This is a genomic window from Shinella sp. WSD5-1, from assembly GCF_963942435.1.
Lineage (GTDB): Bacteria > Pseudomonadota > Alphaproteobacteria > Rhizobiales > Rhizobiaceae > Shinella > Shinella yambaruensis.
Window position 1 is genome coordinate 4,331,323 of sequence record NZ_OZ012596.1, and the last position, 17,161, is coordinate 4,348,483.

Annotated in this window: 14 protein-coding genes; 12 read left to right on the forward strand and 2 right to left on the reverse strand. The window is 64.6% G+C overall.

Translation table 11 applies throughout. From position 1 onward, the window contains the following. Window positions 1-147 precede the first annotated feature (147 nt). The 10 genes from AABQ55_RS21320 to AABQ55_RS21365 all read left to right on the forward strand — a co-directional run bounded on the left by AABQ55_RS21320 (window position 148) and on the right by AABQ55_RS21365 (window position 12,025). Entirely contained in the window at window positions 148-1,995 is a 1,848-nt protein-coding gene (locus AABQ55_RS21320; RefSeq protein WP_272806472.1) for a M3 family oligoendopeptidase, read from the forward strand. Between the two features lie 21 nt (window positions 1,996-2,016). Continuing rightward, the gene (locus AABQ55_RS21325) at window positions 2,017-3,174 is read left to right on the forward strand and encodes an aminodeoxychorismate synthase component I (RefSeq protein WP_272806473.1); all 1,158 of its coding nucleotides are present in this window, start codon (window positions 2,017-2,019) and stop codon (window positions 3,172-3,174) included. Continuing rightward, on the forward strand, window positions 3,159-3,932 hold the full coding sequence (locus AABQ55_RS21330) for an aminotransferase class IV family protein (protein ID WP_272806474.1): 774 nt from the start codon (window positions 3,159-3,161) through the stop codon (window positions 3,930-3,932). The genes AABQ55_RS21325 and AABQ55_RS21330 overlap by 16 nt, the downstream gene beginning before the upstream one ends. Then, window positions 3,929-4,822, forward strand: a complete 894-nt coding sequence (locus AABQ55_RS21335) for a heme-dependent oxidative N-demethylase family protein (RefSeq protein ID WP_272806475.1) — start codon at window positions 3,929-3,931, stop codon at window positions 4,820-4,822. Before AABQ55_RS21330 ends, AABQ55_RS21335 begins: the two co-directional genes overlap by 4 nt. A gap of 133 nt (window positions 4,823-4,955) precedes the next feature. Next, window positions 4,956-6,407, forward strand: a complete 1,452-nt coding sequence (locus AABQ55_RS21340) for a homospermidine synthase (protein WP_272806476.1) — start codon at window positions 4,956-4,958, stop codon at window positions 6,405-6,407. Window positions 6,408-6,680: 273 nt separating this feature from the next. Next, a complete protein-coding gene (gene omp10 / locus AABQ55_RS21345; RefSeq protein WP_272806477.1) occupies window positions 6,681-7,052 on the forward strand; it encodes an outer membrane lipoprotein Omp10 in 372 nt (123 codons plus the stop codon). A 205-nt stretch (window positions 7,053-7,257) separates the two neighbouring features. Then, complete coding sequence (locus AABQ55_RS21350) at window positions 7,258-9,198, forward strand: 5'-nucleotidase C-terminal domain-containing protein (protein WP_272806478.1); 1,941 nt, start codon at window positions 7,258-7,260, stop codon at window positions 9,196-9,198. Between the two features lie 196 nt (window positions 9,199-9,394). Further along, window positions 9,395-10,426 carry a ferrochelatase gene (hemH, locus tag AABQ55_RS21355; protein ID WP_272806479.1) on the forward strand — a complete coding sequence of 344 codons (1,032 nt, stop codon included), beginning with the start codon at window positions 9,395-9,397 and terminating at the stop codon, window positions 10,424-10,426. 103 nt (window positions 10,427-10,529) lie between these two features. Then, entirely contained in the window at window positions 10,530-11,564 is a 1,035-nt protein-coding gene (locus AABQ55_RS21360; protein WP_272807516.1) for an SPFH domain-containing protein, read from the forward strand. A 2-nt stretch (window positions 11,565-11,566) separates the two neighbouring features. Then, window positions 11,567-12,025 (forward strand): NfeD family protein, encoded by a 459-nt coding sequence (locus AABQ55_RS21365; protein WP_244768289.1) that lies wholly within the window; start codon window positions 11,567-11,569, stop codon window positions 12,023-12,025. A 161-nt stretch (window positions 12,026-12,186) separates the two neighbouring features. Here the strand turns inward: AABQ55_RS21365 and AABQ55_RS21370 are convergent, their stop codons facing one another. Beyond that, the gene (locus AABQ55_RS21370; protein WP_244768288.1) at window positions 12,187-13,182 is read right to left on the reverse strand and encodes a KpsF/GutQ family sugar-phosphate isomerase; all 996 of its coding nucleotides are present in this window, start codon (window positions 13,180-13,182) and stop codon (window positions 12,187-12,189) included. A 147-nt stretch (window positions 13,183-13,329) separates the two neighbouring features. Between AABQ55_RS21370 and AABQ55_RS21375 the strand changes: the two genes are divergently transcribed. Then, entirely contained in the window at window positions 13,330-14,826 is a 1,497-nt protein-coding gene (locus tag AABQ55_RS21375; RefSeq protein ID WP_272806480.1) for an outer membrane beta-barrel protein, read from the forward strand. Between the two features lie 3 nt (window positions 14,827-14,829). On the opposite strand, the gene galU is transcribed toward AABQ55_RS21375, so the two are convergent. Then, a complete protein-coding gene (galU, locus tag AABQ55_RS21380) occupies window positions 14,830-15,717 on the reverse strand; it encodes a UTP--glucose-1-phosphate uridylyltransferase GalU (protein ID WP_272806481.1) in 888 nt (295 codons plus the stop codon). Window positions 15,718-15,935: 218 nt separating this feature from the next. On the opposite strand from galU, the gene AABQ55_RS21385 reads away from it, so the two are divergent. After that, window positions 15,936-17,156 carry a lytic murein transglycosylase gene (locus AABQ55_RS21385; protein WP_244768285.1) on the forward strand — a complete coding sequence of 407 codons (1,221 nt, stop codon included), beginning with the start codon at window positions 15,936-15,938 and terminating at the stop codon, window positions 17,154-17,156. Window positions 17,157-17,161: the final 5 nt, after the last annotated feature.

The window sequence follows — 17,161 nt, forward strand, 5'->3', positions numbered from 1 at the left end:
GGCGCGCGTCATGCACGCCCTAGGGAACTCAACACCAGGGGACCATGGCAGAAAGGGTTGAACATGCCGTTTTGAGAAAGACTTGCATTTTAACCATTGCCGACGCAAGCAAGGGGCCGATCCGCCCATCTGGAAGAGAGACAGACGATGACCCGACATTTCCAAGCCCCCCGCATCGCCCTCGCGCCGGCCGACGCCGCCGCAGCCGCCGCGCTGGGCGATCTTCCCGGCTGGAACCTCGCAGATCTCTATCCCTCGGAGGCTTCCCCGGAATTCCAGGGCGACATGAAGAAGGCCGAGGCGGACGCGCTCGCCTTCGAGGCGAAGTGGAAGGGCAAGCTGGACGCCGCGACGGAAAAGACCGGCGACGAGGGCATCGGCGCGGCCGTGCGCGAATTCGAGGCGCTGGAAGATGTGATGGGCCGCCTCATCTCGTTCGCGGGCCTCACCTATTTCACCAACACGACCGATCCGGCCAACGGCAAGTTCTACGGCGACGTGCAGTCGAAGCTGACCGACCTTGGCGCGCATCTTCTGTTTTTCTCGCTTGAACTCAACAGGATAGCGGACGAGCGCATCGAGGCGGCGCTGGTGAATGACGCCCTTGCGGCGCATTATCGCCCCTGGATCGAGGACCTGCGCAAGGACAAGCCCTACCAGCTCGACGACAAGACGGAACAGCTCTTCCTCGAAAAATCGATGACCGGCGCTGCGGCCTGGAACCGGCTCTTCGACGAGACGATGGCATCGCTCCGCTACACGATCGACGGCGAGGAGGTTCCGCTGGAAATCGCCCTCAACCAGCTCCAGTCGCCGAACCCGGACGACCGCCGCAAGGCCGCCGAGGCATTGGCGAAAACCTTCAGGGACAATATCCGCACCTTCACGCTGATCACCAACACGCTGGCCAAGGACAAGGAAATCTCCGACCGCTGGCGCGGCTTTTCCGACATCGCCGACAGCCGGCACCTTGCCAACCGCGTCGAGCCCGAAGTCGTCGCGGCGCTCGCGGAAGCGGTGCGCGAAGCCTATCCGCGCCTCTCCCACCGCTATTATGCGATGAAGGCGAAGTGGCTCGGAATGGAGCAGATGAACTACTGGGATCGCAACGCGCCCCTTCCCGAGACACCCGATGCCATCATATCGTGGAACGAAGCGCGCGACACCGTGCTCTCCGCCTACAGCGCCTTCGCGCCGGAAATGGCCGATATCGCCCAAAAATTCTTCGACAAGGGCTGGATCGATGCGCCGGTGCGCCCTGGCAAGGCACCGGGCGCCTTCGCCCATCCGACGGTGCCCTCCGCGCACCCCTATGTGCTGGTCAACTATATGGGCAAGCCGCGCGACGTGATGACGCTCGCCCACGAACTCGGCCACGGTGTGCATCAGGTGCTGGCCGGCGGCCAGGGCGCGCTGATGGCGTCGACGCCGCTGACGCTTGCCGAGACGGCCTCCGTCTTCGGCGAGATGCTGACCTTCCGCAGCCTGCTCGACAAGACGAAGGACAAGCGCGAGCGCAAGGCGATGCTCGCCCAGAAGGTCGAGGACATGATCAACACGGTCGTGCGCCAGATCGCCTTCTACGAATTCGAGCGCAAGGTGCACACCGCCCGCAAGGAAGGGGAGCTCACGTCCGACCGGATCGGCGAACTCTGGCTCTCCGTGCAGGAGGAAAGCCTCGGCCCGGCGATCCGGATTTCGGAAGGCTACGAGACCTATTGGGCCTATATTCCCCACTTCATCCATTCGCCCTTCTACGTCTACGCCTATGCCTTCGGTGATTGCCTGGTGAACTCGCTCTACGCCGTCTACAGCCAAGCGGAGGCCGGCTTTCAAGAAAAGTATTTCGACCTGCTCAAGGCCGGCGGCACCAAGCACCATTCCGAACTCCTGAAGCCGTTCGGCCTCGATGCGAGCGATCCGTCGTTCTGGAGCAAGGGACTGTCGATGATCGAAGGGCTGATCGACGAGCTGGAAGCGCTTGATAGGGCCTGACCTTAAAAGAAGAAGCCGCGCATGACCGACCGCGAACGCTTTGTGCTCCTCAGGGACGACCGTGAGGACCGGACGGTGGTTTTCGCCGATCCGCTCGCCGTCGTCACCGTGCGCGAGCGCGCCGGCTTCGAGCACGCCTTCGCGGCCTTGCAGGCGGCACACGCGAAGGGGCACTGGATCGCCGGCTTCATGAGCTACGAGGCCGGCCATCTCTTCGAGGAGAAGCTCGCGCCCTTCGCGGTGGACAACCGCCCGACGCCGCTGATGAGCTTCGGCATTTTCGAGAAGCCGGCGGACGGCCACCCGCTGGCAAAACCCCGCCAGCGCACCGAGAACGAACCGTTCCTGACCGAGCCGAAAGCCGGCTGGGATTTCGAGACCTACCGCGACCGCTTCGACCGCCTGCACCGGCATCTGAGGCAGGGCGACTGTTACCAGGCGAACCTCACCATGCCGATCCGCGCCCGCTGGACCGGGGATCCGCTCGCCGCCTTCTGGTCGCTGATCGAGCGCCAGCCGGTGCGCTACGGCGCTTTCGTCTCGCTCGACGGGCCGCTTCTCCTTTCCCGCTCGCCGGAACTCTTCTTCGATGTCGACAGGGACGGCTGGATCGAGACGCATCCGATGAAGGGCACCGCGCCGCGCGGCGGCACTGCGGCGGAGGATGCAAGGATCATCGCCGCCATGCAGGCCGATCCGAAGTCGCAGGCGGAAAACCGCATGATCGTCGACCTCTTGCGCAACGACATCTCGCGCATCACCGAGGTGGGCACGCTTCATGTGCCGAAGCTCTTCGCCGTCGAGACCTATCCGACCGTGCACCAGATGGTGAGCCATGTGCGGGCGAAACTCACGCCCGGCCTCTCGATCCGCGACATCTTCGCCGCCCTCTTCCCCTGCGGCTCGATCACCGGCGCGCCGAAGATGAGCGCCATGAAGATCCTGCACGACCTGGAGGACGGCCCGCGTGATGCCTATTGCGGCGCGATCGGCCTGATCGCCCCGGATGGAACGATGCGCTTCAACGTGGCGATCCGCACGATCTCGATCTTCGACGGCGGCGAGGCGGTCTTCAATGTCGGCGGCGGCATCGTCTTCGATTCGACCGCCGAGGCGGAATATGACGAATGCCTGCTGAAGGCGCGCTTTGCGGTGGGTGATCAATGGATATCTCGCTGATCGAGACCCTGCGCTGGGAGCCCGCCGCCGGCTTCGTGCGGCTGGAGCGGCATCTGGCGCGGCTCGCGCGCTCGGCCGCGGCGCTTGGATTGGCGGGAAGCGAGGGGGCGGAGCAGGCTTTGTTCGCTGCGCTACCCCCCTCTGCCCTGCCGGGCATCTCCCCCGCAAGGGGGGAGATTGGATGGAGCGGCGTTTCGCCCACCGCCAGCGCTGCATCGGAGCAAGGATCAGCCCCCCCACCGATCTCCCCCCTTGCGGGGGAGATGCCCGGCAGGGCAGAGGGGGGTAGCCCGCAAGGCACCCCTCTCCGCATTCGCCTCGAACTTTTCCCTGACGGCCGGATCGACATACAGACGGCCCCCTTTACCCCTCTCGCGCCGGATGCGAGGTGGCGCCTGAAGATCGCCGCCACCCGGCTTGCCTCGGCCGACCCGCTGCTCCGCCACAAGACATCCCGCCGCTCGGTCTACACCGCAGCACGCGCCGAGGTTCCCGCAACGGAAGCGGAGGAGGTGATCCTCCTCAACGAGCGCGGCGAACTTTGCGAAGGCACCATCACCTCGCTTTTCCTCGACGACGGCACCGGCATCCTCAAGACGCCGCCGCTCGCCTCGGGCCTGCTCGCGGGCGTGCTGCGGGACGAATTGCTGGAGACGGGCAAGGCGGTCGAAGAAATCCTCAGGCCGAAAGACCTTGCCGAAGGCACGGCCTTCGTCGGCAACTCCCTGCGCGGGCTGATCTGGGGCGAACTGACATGAAGCAGCCGGTCTATACGCCCTATGACGGCTCCGCCCGCCTCTTCACCATCGGCCTCGGCCCGCTCGATCCCGCTCGCTGGATCGAGCCGGACGGCGACCTGGAGTGCTACCTTCTCGAAAAGGATCGGCTGATCGCTGACTGTCCCGACATCGTCTTCGTGGAAGAGGCCGGGACGCGCGAAGCGCAGCGGGAAGTTCTCGAACTCCTCGCAGGACACATCACGGCCCAGCATCCGTCCTTCTATCGCCGTGAAGGATCAACGATCGTCGCCGGCACGCGCACCGTCCACCTCGACACCGCCGACGCCCCGCTCGTCACCGCCGGCGGGCTGGTGCAGGACGACCTCGTGCTGATGCGCCGCGACGACAGCGGCTGGCGGCTCGTCGCCGGTTACGTCGCCTTCCCCTCCTCCTGGTCGCTGCCGGAAAAGTTCGGCCGGCGGATGGAGGATATCCACGCGCCCGTGCCGGATTTCGGCGAGGGCACGCGCAATGCCCTCCTGATCAACCGCATGTTCGACAATCTCAAGGTCGAGCAGCCGGTCTTCCGTTTCAACTGGTCGATCAACCCGGACGCCGACCTGCACTATCCGGCATCCAAGGCGCATGGCGCCCTGCCTGAAGGGCACGCGTTGTCGCTCGAAACCACCTTCGCCCGCGTCGAGCGCCAGACCCTGCGCAAGCTGCCGGTCTCCGGCGACATCCTCTTCACCATCCGCATCTACACCGATCCGCTCGCGGCGCTGCGCACGCTGCCTGAGGCGCAGAGGATCGCGACCGTCTTCGCCGACCAGCTCGAAGCGTTGAACCTGCCCCAGGCGACCTACAAGGGCCTTGCCGCGAAAAGGGCGGCGCTGGTGGCGGAATTGCGGGCGGTTGCGGCCGGTTAAGAATATCACGACGGAAAACCGCAGCCACCCTTTATTGTGACAGAAAACTGTGCTCTAGCGCTGCCATATTATGCTATGGGGCCCGTCGAGACCCTGATTTTACAGCAAAAGCGGCCGTCCGCAGGAGAACCAAATGGCAGACAGCACCTATCCGGTTTATGGCGAGATCACCGGCCCGATCGTGATGATCGGTTTCGGCTCCATCGGGCGCGGCACGCTGCCGCTGATCGAGCGCCACTTCAAGTATGACCGGAACCGGCTGATCGTCATCGAGCCGCGCGAAGACGCCGCCGACACGGAGATTTACGCCCGCCACGGCGTGCGTCACATCAAGGCGCACGTCACCAAGGAGAATTACAAGGAGCTCCTGAAGCCGCTGCTCACGGAAGGCAACGGCCAGGGCTTCTGCGTCAATCTCTCCGTCGATACCGGCTCGCTCGACCTCATCAAGCTCTGCCGCAAGCTCGACGTTCTCTATATCGACACCGTCGTCGAACCCTGGCTCGGCTTCTACTTCGACAAGGGCATGAAGAACGCCGACCGCACCAACTATGCGCTGCGCGAAACCATCCGCAAGGAGAAGGAAAAGCACCCCGGCGGCACGACGGCCGTTTCCACCTGCGGCGCCAATCCCGGCATGGTTTCCTGGTTCGTCAAGCAGGCGCTGCTGAACCTTGCCAGGGACCTCGGCATCAAGTTCGAGGAACCCGCGCAGGACGACCGCGAAGGCTGGGCCAAGCTGATGAAGAAGGTCGGCGTCAAGGGCGTGCACATCGCCGAACGCGACACCCAGCGCACCAGGAACCCGAAGCCGTTCAACACCTTCTGGAACACCTGGTCGGTCGAGGGCTTCATCTCGGAAGGCCTGCAGCCGGCCGAACTCGGCTGGGGCACCCACGAGAACTGGATGCCGAAGAACGCCAAGAAGCACAAGAAGGGCTGCAAGGCCGCGATCTACCTGGAGCAGCCCGGCGCCAACACGCGCGTGCGCTCCTGGTGCCCGACGCCCGGCCCGCAATACGGCTTCCTCGTCACCCACAACGAGTCGATCTCGATCGCCGACTTCTTCACGGTGCGTGACAAGGACGGCCACGTCACCTACCGCCCGACCAGCCACTACGCCTATCACCCGGCCAACGACGCCGTGCTCTCGCTGCACGAGATGTTCGGCAATGGCGGCCACCAGCAGCCGGTGCTGCACGTTCTCGACGAGAACGAACTGGTCGACGGCGTCGACGAACTCGGCGTGCTGCTCTACGGCCACGACAAGAACGCGTACTGGTACGGCTCGCGCCTTTCGCTGGACGAAACCCGCCGCCTCGCGCCCTACCAGAACGCCACCGGCCTGCAGGTGACCTCGGCCGTGCTCGCCGGCATGGTCTGGGCGCTGGAAAACCCCAAGGCCGGCATCGTGGAAGCCGACGAGGTCGACTACAAGCGGTGCCTGGAAGTGCAGACGCCTTATCTCGGCCCGGTGGAAGGCCACTATACCGACTGGACCCCGCTCGACGGCCGCCCGGGCCTCTTCCCGGAAGACCTCGACACGAAGGATCCGTGGCAGTTCAAGAACATCCTGGTCCGCTGAACCGGCCTTTGAACTGAAATGCGCGACGCCCGCGGCCAGGCCGCGGGCGTCTCGATTTGATGACGACCCTCGCCCCACCCGCCGTCGTCATCCCCGGCTCAAGGCCGAGCACGACGCAGGAGAGGTTTGGCGGACTTGCCAGCGGGTCTGAAACGCTTTCAATGGGATAATGCCCCTTGCCCCGGCGGCGCGTCTTGCTTTCGACGCCTCTTCGCGGCATGGTTCGCCGAATTGGACGGGTGGTTCGCGCCGCCGTGACCCTGGGAGACCCATATGAAGCCGATCACAGTCCTCAGCCTGCTGACCGCCGCCGTCGCGCTTGCCTCGTGCCAGTCCGAGCGCGCGCCGCGCGATTTGCCGGTGGCGCAGCGCCCCGTGCCGCAGGGTGTCGAAGGCGCCTGGGTGGACCCGAACGGCATCGTCTCCACCTTCCAGGGCGGCACGTTCACGACGCGCACGACCGACACGAACCAGCTCCTCGCCTCGGGCACCTATATCAACACCTCACCGACGCTGGTCGAGATCAACATGACCTCGCTGGTGCGCAACACCCAGTCCAAGGTCAATTGCGCGCTGGTCAGCCAGCGCCAGCTGAACTGCACGACCGCCGAAGGGGCGCAGTTCTCGCTCGCCCGCCGCGCCTGAGCGCAAGCGCTGCCGACGGAAAGGGCCGCAAGGCCCTTTTTTCGTTTCGGCGCATAAACATGCATGGCCTTGGGCCCTTCGTCTTTTCGCTTGAACTCGCCCGCGACCGGTGAAAACATCCGCCGGCCGGCTGTCATGTCTCGCGCCTCCCCGCGAAGCGGACAGCCCTCCCGCGCCGTCGCGGGCAAACAAGGAGAAGAGGACCATGACGTTTTTCCGATCCGGCCTCCTGGCCGCCTCCATCATCGCGCTCTCCAGCGGCTCGGCGCTTGCCGATTACGAGCTGAACATCCTGCATATCAATGACCTGCATTCGCGCATCGAGGCGATCAACAAGTTCGATTCGACCTGCTCGGCCGAAGAGGAAGGCAAGGGCGAGTGCTTCGGCGGCGTGGCACGCCTGAAGACCGCGATCGACACCCAGCGCCAGGCGCTGGCCGGCAAGAACGTGCTGCTGCTCAATGCCGGCGACAATTTCCAGGGATCGCTCTTCTACACCACCTACAAGGGGGCCGTGGAGGCCGAGTTCCTCAACCTCATGAAGTTCGACGCCATGACCGTCGGTAACCATGAATTCGACGACAGCGAGGACGGCCTCGCCACCTTCCTCGACAAGGTCGCGTTCCCGGTCGTCACCGCGAACGTCGCCGCCAGCGCGAGCTCGAAGATCGGCGACCGCATAAAATCCTTCATCGTGCTCGACCAGGGCGGCCAGAAGATCGGCATCGTCGGGGCGGTGGCGAACGACACGGCGGAACTCTCCTCGCCCGGCCCGAATGTCCTGATCGGCGACGACGTCGCCGACATCACGGCAGCGATCGGCGAGCTGAAGAAAGAGGGCGTCAACAAGATCATCGCGCTGACCCATGTCGGTTACCCGCGCGACCTTGCGGCCATCGCCAAAATCCCCGACGTGGACGTGGTGGTCGGCGGCCATACGAACACGTTCCTCTCCAACACCTCGGACAAGGCGGAAGGCCCCTATCCGACGCTGGTCGACAATCCCGGCGGCTACAAGGTGCCCGTCGTACAGGCTGCGGCCTATTCCAAGTATCTCGGCAATCTCAAGGTCGTGTTCGACGATGCGGGCGTCGTGAAGGAATCCTCCGGCGAGCCGGTGCTGATCGATTCCTCCATCAAGCCCGACGAGGCCGTGCTCGCCCGCATCAAGGAGCTCGGCGGCCCGATCGAGGAGCTGAAGAACAAGATCGTCGCCGAGAGCGCCGCACCGATCGACGGCTCGCGCGAGGTTTGCCGCGCCGCCGAATGCGCCATGGGCAACCTGGTGGCCGACGCGATCCTCGACCGCACGAAGAGCCAGGGCATGACGATCGCCATCACCAATGGCGGGGGCCTGCGCGCCTCCATCGACGGCGGCCCGGTCTCCATGGGCGAGGTGCTGTCGGTGCTGCCCTTCCAGAACACGGTCGCGACCTTCCAGCTCAAGGGTTCGGATCTTGTCGCCGCCCTTGAAAACGGCCTCGGCCAGATCGAGGAAGGCGCCGGCCGTTTCCCGCAGGTCTCCGGCATGAAGTATTCCTTCGACAAGTCGAAGCCGGCCGGCAGCCGCGTCGTCTCGGTCGAAGTGAAGGAGGGTGACGCCTTCGTGCCGCTCGACCCGGCCAAGACCTACGGCATCGCCTCGAACAACTACATGCGCGCCGGCGGTGACGGTTATTCGGTCTTCGCCACGGCCGGCATGAACGCCTACGATTTCGGCCCGAACCTCGAGCTGGTCGTCGCCGACTATCTTGCCGCGCACCGCCCCTACCAGCCCTATACGGATGGCCGCATCACGGAAGTTGCCGATGCCACGGTCGTCGAGACCCCGGCAACCACCGGGACCGGGACTGGGACCGACACGAGCGAGACGGCGCCCGCGACGGATACGGCCGCCAAGTCGGCGGAAGACACGGCAACCTCCGGCGAGGCCGCGACTGGCACCGCCGCCACGACCACGACGACTGAAACCGCGACGGTCACGGCCGGCGGCACGCATGTCATCGTCCGCGGCGATACGCTTTGGGATATCGCCAAGGCCGCCTATGGCGACGGCACGCTGTGGCGCAAGATCGCGGAAGCCAACGGCAATCCGCGGCCGCGGGCTCTGCATGTCGGCACGGAGCTGTCCATCCCGACCAAATAAGGACAATTTGTCTCCACTATTTCTGCCGGTCCGGGCTTTTCCGGGCCGGCATTTCTTTTTAGAACGATTCTGAGCCAACCGGCGTCCGCCGCACGGAGCAATTGCCGCGAACGTGCATCGCGGCCTTGCGTCCGAACCTGCAAGAAGACAAAGCCGCAAAGTAATGAACGACACCCCGCACGCTGAGGACCGCACCATGCAGGACATCGCCGCCAAGCCCGCCGACCACGCGCCCGTCAAGAACGGCAAGGTCGGTGTGCTGCTGGTCAATCTCGGCACCCCCGACGGCACCGACTACACCTCGATGCGCCGCTACCTCAAGGAATTCCTGACCGACAAGCGCGTCATCGAATGGCCGCGGATCGCCTGGTACCCGATCCTTTTCGGCATCGTGCTCAACACCCGCCCCGGCAAGGTCGGCAAGGCCTATGAGACGATCTGGAACAAGGAGAAGAACGAGAGCTTCCTGCGCACCTATACGCGCAGCCAGGCCCAACTGATGGCGCAGTCCTTCTCCGATCATCCGGACGTCGTCATCGACTGGGCGATGCGCTACGGCCAGCCCTCCATCGCCTCGCGCATGGAATACCTGCAGAAGGCCGGCTGCGAACGCGTCCTCGTCTTCCCGCTCTATCCGCAATATGCGGCGGCGACGACGGCGACCGTCAACGACAAGGCCTTCGAGGCACTCCTGAAGATGCGCTGGCAGCCGGCCCTGCGCACCGTGCCCCCCTATCACGACGACCCGGTCTATATCGACGCGCTTGCCGTCTCGATCGAAAAGCACCTGGCGACGCTCGACTGGGAGCCGGAGCGGGTGCTCACCTCCTTCCACGGCATTCCCAAGAGCTATTTCGACAAGGGCGACCCCTATTACTGCCAGTGCCAGAAGACGGCGCGGCTCCTGCGCGAACGGCTCGGCTGGTCGAAGGAAAAGCTCGTCGTCACCTTCCAGTCCCGCTTCGGGCCGGAGGAATGGCTCCAGCCCTATACGGACAAGACCGTGGAAAAGCTGGCACAGGAAGGCATCAAGCGCATCGCCGTCGTCAATCCCGGCTTCGTCTCCGACTGCCTGGAGACGCTGGAGGAGATCGCCGAGCAGGCGGCCGAGAGCTTCCTGCACAATGGCGGCGAGAAATTCGCGCACATCCCCTGTCTCAACGATTCGCCCGAGGGCATGGCGGTGCTGGAAAAGGTCGTGCGCCGGGAGCTTTCCGGCTGGGTCTGATCCCGGATAAATCTTGCCTTCGTCCAAATAGACTGGCGTCGCGGGCCGTATTCCTTAAAGTGGCGCCGCGCCGCATTGTCTGATGGAGAGAAGAACTATGGATCTGGCCGGACTGGATATCGTCGTCATCGCCCTCGTTGTGCTGGTCATCCTGATCCTCTTTGCCGGGATCAAGACGATCCCGCAGGGGTATCAGTACACGGTGGAACGCTTCGGCCGCTACACGCGCACGCTGGACCCCGGCCTCAACCTCATCATCCCCTTCATCGACCGCATCGGCGCGAAGATGAACGTGATGGAGCAGGTGCTCGACATCCCGACCCAGGAGGTCATCACCCGCGACAATGCCAGCGTCGCCTCCGATGCCGTCGCCTTCTACCAGGTGCTGAACCCCGCCCAGGCCGCCTATCAGGTCGCCAATCTCGAACACGCCATCATCAACCTCACCATGACCAACATCCGCTCGGTCATGGGCTCGATGGACCTCGACGAACTGCTCTCCAACCGCGACAAGATCAACGACCAGCTGCTGCGCGTCGTCGACGAGGCGGCCAATCCCTGGGGCGTGAAGATCACCCGCGTCGAGATCAAGGACATCGCGCCGCCGAAGGATCTCGTCGATTCCATGGCGCGGCAGATGAAGGCCGAGCGCGAAAAGCGCGCGCAGGTGCTGGAAGCGGAGGGGTCGCGCAACGCACAGATCCTGCGCGCGGAAGGCGCCAAGCAGTCCGCCATCCTCGAGGCCGAGGGCCAGCGCGAAGCCGCCTTCCGCGACGCCGAGGCACGCGAACGCCTTGCCGAGGCCGAAGCCAAGGCGACGAAGATGGTCTCGGAGGCCATCGCGGCGGGTGACGTGCAGGCGATCAACTACTTCGTCGCGCAGAAATATACCGAGGCCATGGCCGCGATCGGCAAGGCGCCGAACTCGAAGATCGTGCTGATGCCGATGGAGGCTTCGTCGCTCATCGGTTCGCTCGGCGGCATCGGCGCGATCGCCAGGGAGGTCTTCGGCAATGGCGGCGGCGCGCAGGTGGCGAGCACGCCCCGCACACGCCAGTCGACGCCCGCCACGACAACCACGACCGCCTCGACACCGGCCTTCCGCAACCCGTTCGAAACCCCGCCGCAGGGAAGCTGAGCATGATCCAGCGCATCGTCACGGAACTCGGCCCCTGGGCCTGGTGGGTGCTCGGCATCGTGCTCCTCATCCTCGAGGTGCTGATGCCCGGCGTCTTCCTCGTCTGGATCGGTATCGCGGCGATCGTCACCGGCGCCCTCTCGCTGCTGCTATGGGAATCGGCATTCTGGACCTGGCATGTGCAATGGCTGCTCTTCGCGGTGCTTTCCCTGGTCGCCGTGGTGATCGGCCGCCGCATCGTCAGCGCGCGTGGCCCGGCTTCCGACCAGCCGCATCTCAACCAGCGCGGCCAGAGCCTCGTCGGCCGTACCGCGACGCTGGAGCAGCCGATCAGCGAGGGCCGCGGCCGCATCCGCCTCGATGATACGATGTGGAGCGTGCAGGGACCCGACCTGCCGGTCGGCGCCCGTGTGCGCGTCACGGCCAGCAACGGCCGCGATCTGATCGTCGAGGCCGTCTAAAGCAATCCAGCAGGAGTGCGAAGCGGTTTTGCGTCCGGAATTGCGTTAAAATAAAAAATTAGAGCGTTTTCGCGATTCGCGGAAAAGCGGAAATGCTATGAATCAAAACCCCGCATCTCGAAGAAATGCGGGTTTTTGCTATGAGCCGTGGAATGCGCGGATCAGGCCACGCCGATGCGCAGCAGATCGTGGAAATGCACGACGCCGACGGGGCGGAAGGTCTCGTCGGTGACGATCAGCGCGGAAATGTTGTACTGATTGAGCAGGCCGAGCGCGGCGGTCGCCAGCGTCGTCGGCTTCACCGTCTTGGGCGCCCGCGTCATGATTTCGTCGACGGTGAGTTCGGCAAGGTTGCGCGACAGGTTGCGCGCGATGTCGCCGTCCGTGACGATGCCGACGAGAATCCCTTCGTCATTGACGACGCCGACACAGCCATAGCGCTTTTGCGACAAGAGCAGGACGGCATCCGGCATCGACGTGCCGAGCGCGACGAGCGGCATGTTCTCGCCGCTGTGCATGATATCGCCGACATGCGAAAGGCTGGCACCCAGCTTGCCGCCGGGATGGAAGGTCTTGAAGTCGGTGGCGGTGAAACCGCGCGCTTCCAGCAGCGCAACCGCGAGCGCATCGCCGAGGGCAAGCTGCATCAGCGTGGAGGTGGTGGGCGCAAGGCCATGCGGGCAGGCTTCCTGCTCCTTCGGCAGCAGCAGCACGGTATCCGCCTCGCGGGCAAGGGCCGAGCGCTCGCCGGAGGTGATGGCGATCAGCGGAATGGAGAAGCGGCGGGAATAGTTGATGATGCCCTGCAGTTCGGCGCTTTCGCCGCTCCAGGACATGGCAAGGATCACGTCGTCGCGGCCGATCATGCCGAGATCGCCGTGATTGGCCTCCACGGGGTGGACGAAGAAGGACGGGGTGCCGGTGGAGGCGAAGGTCGCGGCGATCTTCGCACCGATATGCCCCGACTTGCCGATGCCGGTCACGATGACGCGGCCGCTGATATCACCGATAAGACGGACAGCCTCGCAAAACGCGTCGAAGAGCCGTCCCTCGAGCGCCGCGGAGAGGGCGGTAAGGCCGGCCATTTCCGTTTCAACGGTGCGGATCGCCGAGGCGATGGCGCCGGCACTGTCAACTTTTGCCTGTCTTTTGATCATGCGCCTCGTTAGCGCTTTTGCATTCCTCTGTCCATGCACGAAAGAACGCAGATTGTTACGGCGAGTGACTTTGCGGCCCGGCAACCAAGCGTTAACCACAACGGTTTACGTTCGCTTAGGAAATCGAAAGGTTCGCGGGCCGCAGTCATGGCAGAAGAAAAGGCAAAGGATCGCGGGGCAAGACTGCCCCGCCTGTCATGGCATCTGGCCAATCTTCTGCTTGCCGGCACGGTGCTTGCCGCCGCACCCGCCTTCGCCCAGCAGCGGGTGGCGAACGAGACGCCGACATTCCAGGAGCCGCTCGACCCTCTCGTCCGCAACACCGGGTACGCTGCCGACGCGACGCTGCCGGGAACCGAAACGGCGGCATGGACCGGGCCTGCCCTCACCGGCGACCAGGCCGAGGCGCTCTCCGAGGCGGTGGACGGCAACGCGGCCATCCGCCGCACCGAACGCGAAGGCGAGCGGCTGAACCTGCGCGAAGGCAGCACCGAAGCGGCAAGAAGCGATTTCGGCGACCCCTACCAGCCGACCGGCATCCGCGTCGGCACATTCGTGCTCAGGCCCTCGATCACCCAGAGCCTGGGGCACGAACGCACGAAATCCGGCGGCACGACGAGCCGCACCTATTCCCAGACCGGCTTTCGCGGCGTGCTGACATCCGACTGGTCGCGCCACCAGCTGACCATCGACGCCGAGGGCATCTACCAGCGTAATATCAGCGGCACGGGAGAGACGGAGCCACAGGCACGCATCAACAGCGACCTGCGCCTCGACCTCAGCGACGACACGATCGCCAATCTCACCGCCGGCTACAGTTTCGAGCGCGAGGATTCCAGCGATCCCAACGCCATCGACGGCGCGAGCGCCCAGTCGGGCGTGCACGGCTTTACCGCCGGCGCGCGCGTCCAGCGCGATTTCGGTGCGATCCGCGGCATGATCGGCGCCGAAATCGAGCGCGAGGTCTACGGCTCGGCAAAGCTCGCAAACGGCGCGAAGCTGCGCCTTTCCGACCGCAACTTCACGGAAGGCACCCTGACGGGGCGCATCGGCTTCGAGCTGTCGCCGGCACTGATCCCCTATCTCGAGGCCTCCATCGCCCGTTCGATCTATGACGAGAAGCGCGATTCGCTCGGTTACGAGCGCTCGAGCTCGACACTGGGCGGCCGTGCCGGCGTGGAGATCGATCTTGGCGAAAAGCTGCGCGGCGATCTCGGCATGGGCTACAAGCGGGCCGCCTTCGACGACAGCCGCCTGAAATCGATCGCGGCTCTGACGCTCGACGGTTCGGTCATCTGGTCACCGCAGCGCGGCACGGAGCTCCGGCTCGGCCTCGGCACGCAGATCGAGCCGTCGACCACCGCCGGGCAAAGCGGCTACGTCGACTACGCGACCACCGCCGAACTGACGCATGAGCTGCGCGAAAACCTCGTCGCCCGGCTGAGCGGCGCCTATACCTGGCGGGATTTCTCCTCTTCCGGCGGCGCCGACCAGAATGTCTACCGTGTCGGCACGAGCCTTACCTGGGACCTCAACCGCTGGCTCGCCCTCACCGGCGACGTGTCCTACGAACTGACCCGCCCGTCGCGCGGCACCGACACCGGCATCACGCGCGCCGGCATCGGTCTCGTCCTGCGCCGCTGAACCCTATTTCAGCTTGGCGACGAGTTCCTTCAGCGGCCCTTCGACGGTCGGGCGGATATCCGCCCGCGCCAGCGCGAAGGCGATATTGGCGAGGATGAAGCCGTCCTTGGCGCCGCAGTCATAGGTCTCGCCGCGGAAGTGGTAGGCGGCGAATTTCTGGCTGCCCGCAAGTTTCACCATGGCGTCGGTGAGCTGGATCTCGTTGCCGGCGCCACGCTCCTGCGTGGAGAGGATCGGGAAGATTTCCGGCTGGAGGATATAGCGGCCGTTGATGAAGAAGTTGGACGGCGCGCTGCCCGGCGCCGGCTTCTCGACCATTTTGGTGATGGCAAACCCCTCGCCGATCGTCTCGCCGACGCCGACGATACCGTATTTGTGCGCCTGGTCGGGCGCGCATTCCTCGACGGCGACGATGTTGGCGCCGCTGTGCTCGAAAAGCTCCACCATGCCCTTCATGCAACCCTTTTCCGCCTTCATGATCATATCAGGCAGAAGCAGCGCGAAGGGTTCGTTGCCGACCAGCTCGCGGGCGCACCAGACGGCATGGCCGAGGCCAAGCGGCTCCTGCTGGCGGGTGAAGCTCGTCGAGCCGGCGACCGGCAGGATGCTTTCGAGCAGCGTCAGCTCCGCGGTCTTGTTGCGCTGGCGCAGCGTCTGCTCCAGCTCGACCTGGATGTCGAAATAGTCCTCGATGACCGCCTTGGACCGGCCCGTCACGAAGATCAGGTGCTCGATGCCGGCGTCCAGCGCCTCGTCCACCACATACTGGATGACGGGCTTGTCCACGACGGTCAGCATTTCCTTCGGCACGGCCTTGGTGGCCGGAAGGAAGCGGGTGCCGAGACCGGCCACTGGGAAGACTGCTTTGCGAACCTTGCGTGCCTGCGACATATTCACCTCGTTGCGCCCGTCGCCCTCATGGCCGGGCCGTATGTGTGCCGGAATAGAAGCCAATTGCTATTTTTTTGCAAAGGAAGACTTTTTTGCGAAGGAAGACGGGGCAAAAGTTTGATGGTAAAGAATTTGTTGACTTCGTTTTTATAAGTTTTGCGTTCAGCCGGTGGTTCCACGCCATCGTACCGAAATTTGAGAAACGGACACGACAGCTGATGACACAGAATCTGAAAACCGTTCTGCGCCGATCCGCGCTCACTCTCCTCCTGTCGGCCGGGCTGTTCGCCCAGGCCACCGCTGCCCGTGCGGACGCCCGCTTCCAGCAGTGGATCGCCGATTTCTACGCGACGGCATCCGAAGCCGGCATCAGCAAATCGACCTACCAGAAGGCGTTTTCCGGCGTCAAGACACCCGATCCGGATGTCCTTGAAAAGGCCGCCTACCAGCCGGAATTCAAGCACAAGATCTGGGACTATCTCGATTCGCGCGTCAATCCTTACACGGTGCGCGTCGGCCGGGAGATGGCCGCGAAACATGCCCGCACGCTTGCAGCCGTCGAGCGGCATTTCGGCGTCGACCGCAACATCCTGCTCGCCATCTGGTCGATGGAATCGAACTATGGCGCGGTGCTGGAGAAGGACGACCGGCTGCACTATGTGCCGCGGGCGCTGGCAACGCTCGCCTATGCCGACAAGAAGCGCGCGAAATACGCACGCACGCAGCTGATCGCGGCGCTGAAGATCATCCAGCGCGGCGACATCGCGGCTGGCAAGATGACCGGATCCTGGGCCGGCGCCATGGGCCACACCCAGTTCATCCCGACGAGCTACATGATCTACGCCGTCGACGCGGACGGCAACGGCCATCGCGACATCTGGACCTCGGTGCCGGACGCGCTGGCGACCGCGGCGAACCTGCTTGCCAAGAACGGCTGGCAGTCGGGCAAGACCTGGGGCTACGAGATCGTCGTGCCGAAGGGCGGCAGCAAGTATTCGGGCCAGACGAAGACGCTTGCCCAGTGGGCGAAGCTCGGCTTCACGCGCCCGAACGGCAGCGGCTTCAAGAACGGCGCCGACCGCGCCGAGCTGAAGCTGCCGGCCAATGGCGGCCCCGGCTTCCTGATGACCAAGAACTTCTTCGTCATCAAGCGCTACAACGCATCGGACTCCTACGCCATGGGAGTCGGCATGCTGGCCGACCAGCTCGCCGGCTACAGCGGCGTCAAGCAGCGCTGGCCGCGCCCGGACGGCGCGCTCGACATCACGGAAAAGTTCGAGCTGCAGACCCGTCTCAAGGAGCTCGGCTATTACGAGGGCGAGGTCGACGGCAATTTCGGCTCCGGTTCCAAGGCCGCCATCCAGGCCTTCCAGAACCGCATGGGCCTTGCCGCCGATGGCGAGCCGAGCCAGCAGCTGCTGCGCGCGCTGCGCCGCTAAACCGC

Bases quoted from the DNA above. Each gene is read 5' to 3' on its own strand.
- AABQ55_RS21320 (WP_272806472.1), top strand. From the start codon at position 148: ATGACCCGACATTTCCAAGCCCCCCGCATCGCCCTCGCGCCGGCCGAC.
- AABQ55_RS21325 (WP_272806473.1), top strand. From the start codon at position 2,017: ATGACCGACCGCGAACGCTTTGTGCTCCTCAGGGACGACCGTGAGGAC.
- AABQ55_RS21330 (WP_272806474.1), top strand. From the start codon at position 3,159: ATGGATATCTCGCTGATCGAGACCCTGCGCTGGGAGCCCGCCGCCGGC.
- AABQ55_RS21335 (WP_272806475.1), top strand. From the start codon at position 3,929: ATGAAGCAGCCGGTCTATACGCCCTATGACGGCTCCGCCCGCCTCTTC.
- AABQ55_RS21340 (WP_272806476.1), top strand. From the start codon at position 4,956: ATGGCAGACAGCACCTATCCGGTTTATGGCGAGATCACCGGCCCGATC.
- omp10 (WP_272806477.1), top strand. From the start codon at position 6,681: ATGAAGCCGATCACAGTCCTCAGCCTGCTGACCGCCGCCGTCGCGCTT.
- AABQ55_RS21350 (WP_272806478.1), top strand. From the start codon at position 7,258: ATGACGTTTTTCCGATCCGGCCTCCTGGCCGCCTCCATCATCGCGCTC.
- hemH (WP_272806479.1), top strand. From the start codon at position 9,395: ATGCAGGACATCGCCGCCAAGCCCGCCGACCACGCGCCCGTCAAGAAC.
- AABQ55_RS21365 (WP_244768289.1), top strand. From the start codon at position 11,567: ATGATCCAGCGCATCGTCACGGAACTCGGCCCCTGGGCCTGGTGGGTG.
- AABQ55_RS21370 (WP_244768288.1), bottom strand. From the start codon at position 13,182: ATGATCAAAAGACAGGCAAAAGTTGACAGTGCCGGCGCCATCGCCTCG.
- AABQ55_RS21375 (WP_272806480.1), top strand. From the start codon at position 13,330: ATGGCAGAAGAAAAGGCAAAGGATCGCGGGGCAAGACTGCCCCGCCTG.
- galU (WP_272806481.1), bottom strand. From the start codon at position 15,717: ATGTCGCAGGCACGCAAGGTTCGCAAAGCAGTCTTCCCAGTGGCCGGT.
- AABQ55_RS21385 (WP_244768285.1), top strand. From the start codon at position 15,936: ATGACACAGAATCTGAAAACCGTTCTGCGCCGATCCGCGCTCACTCTC.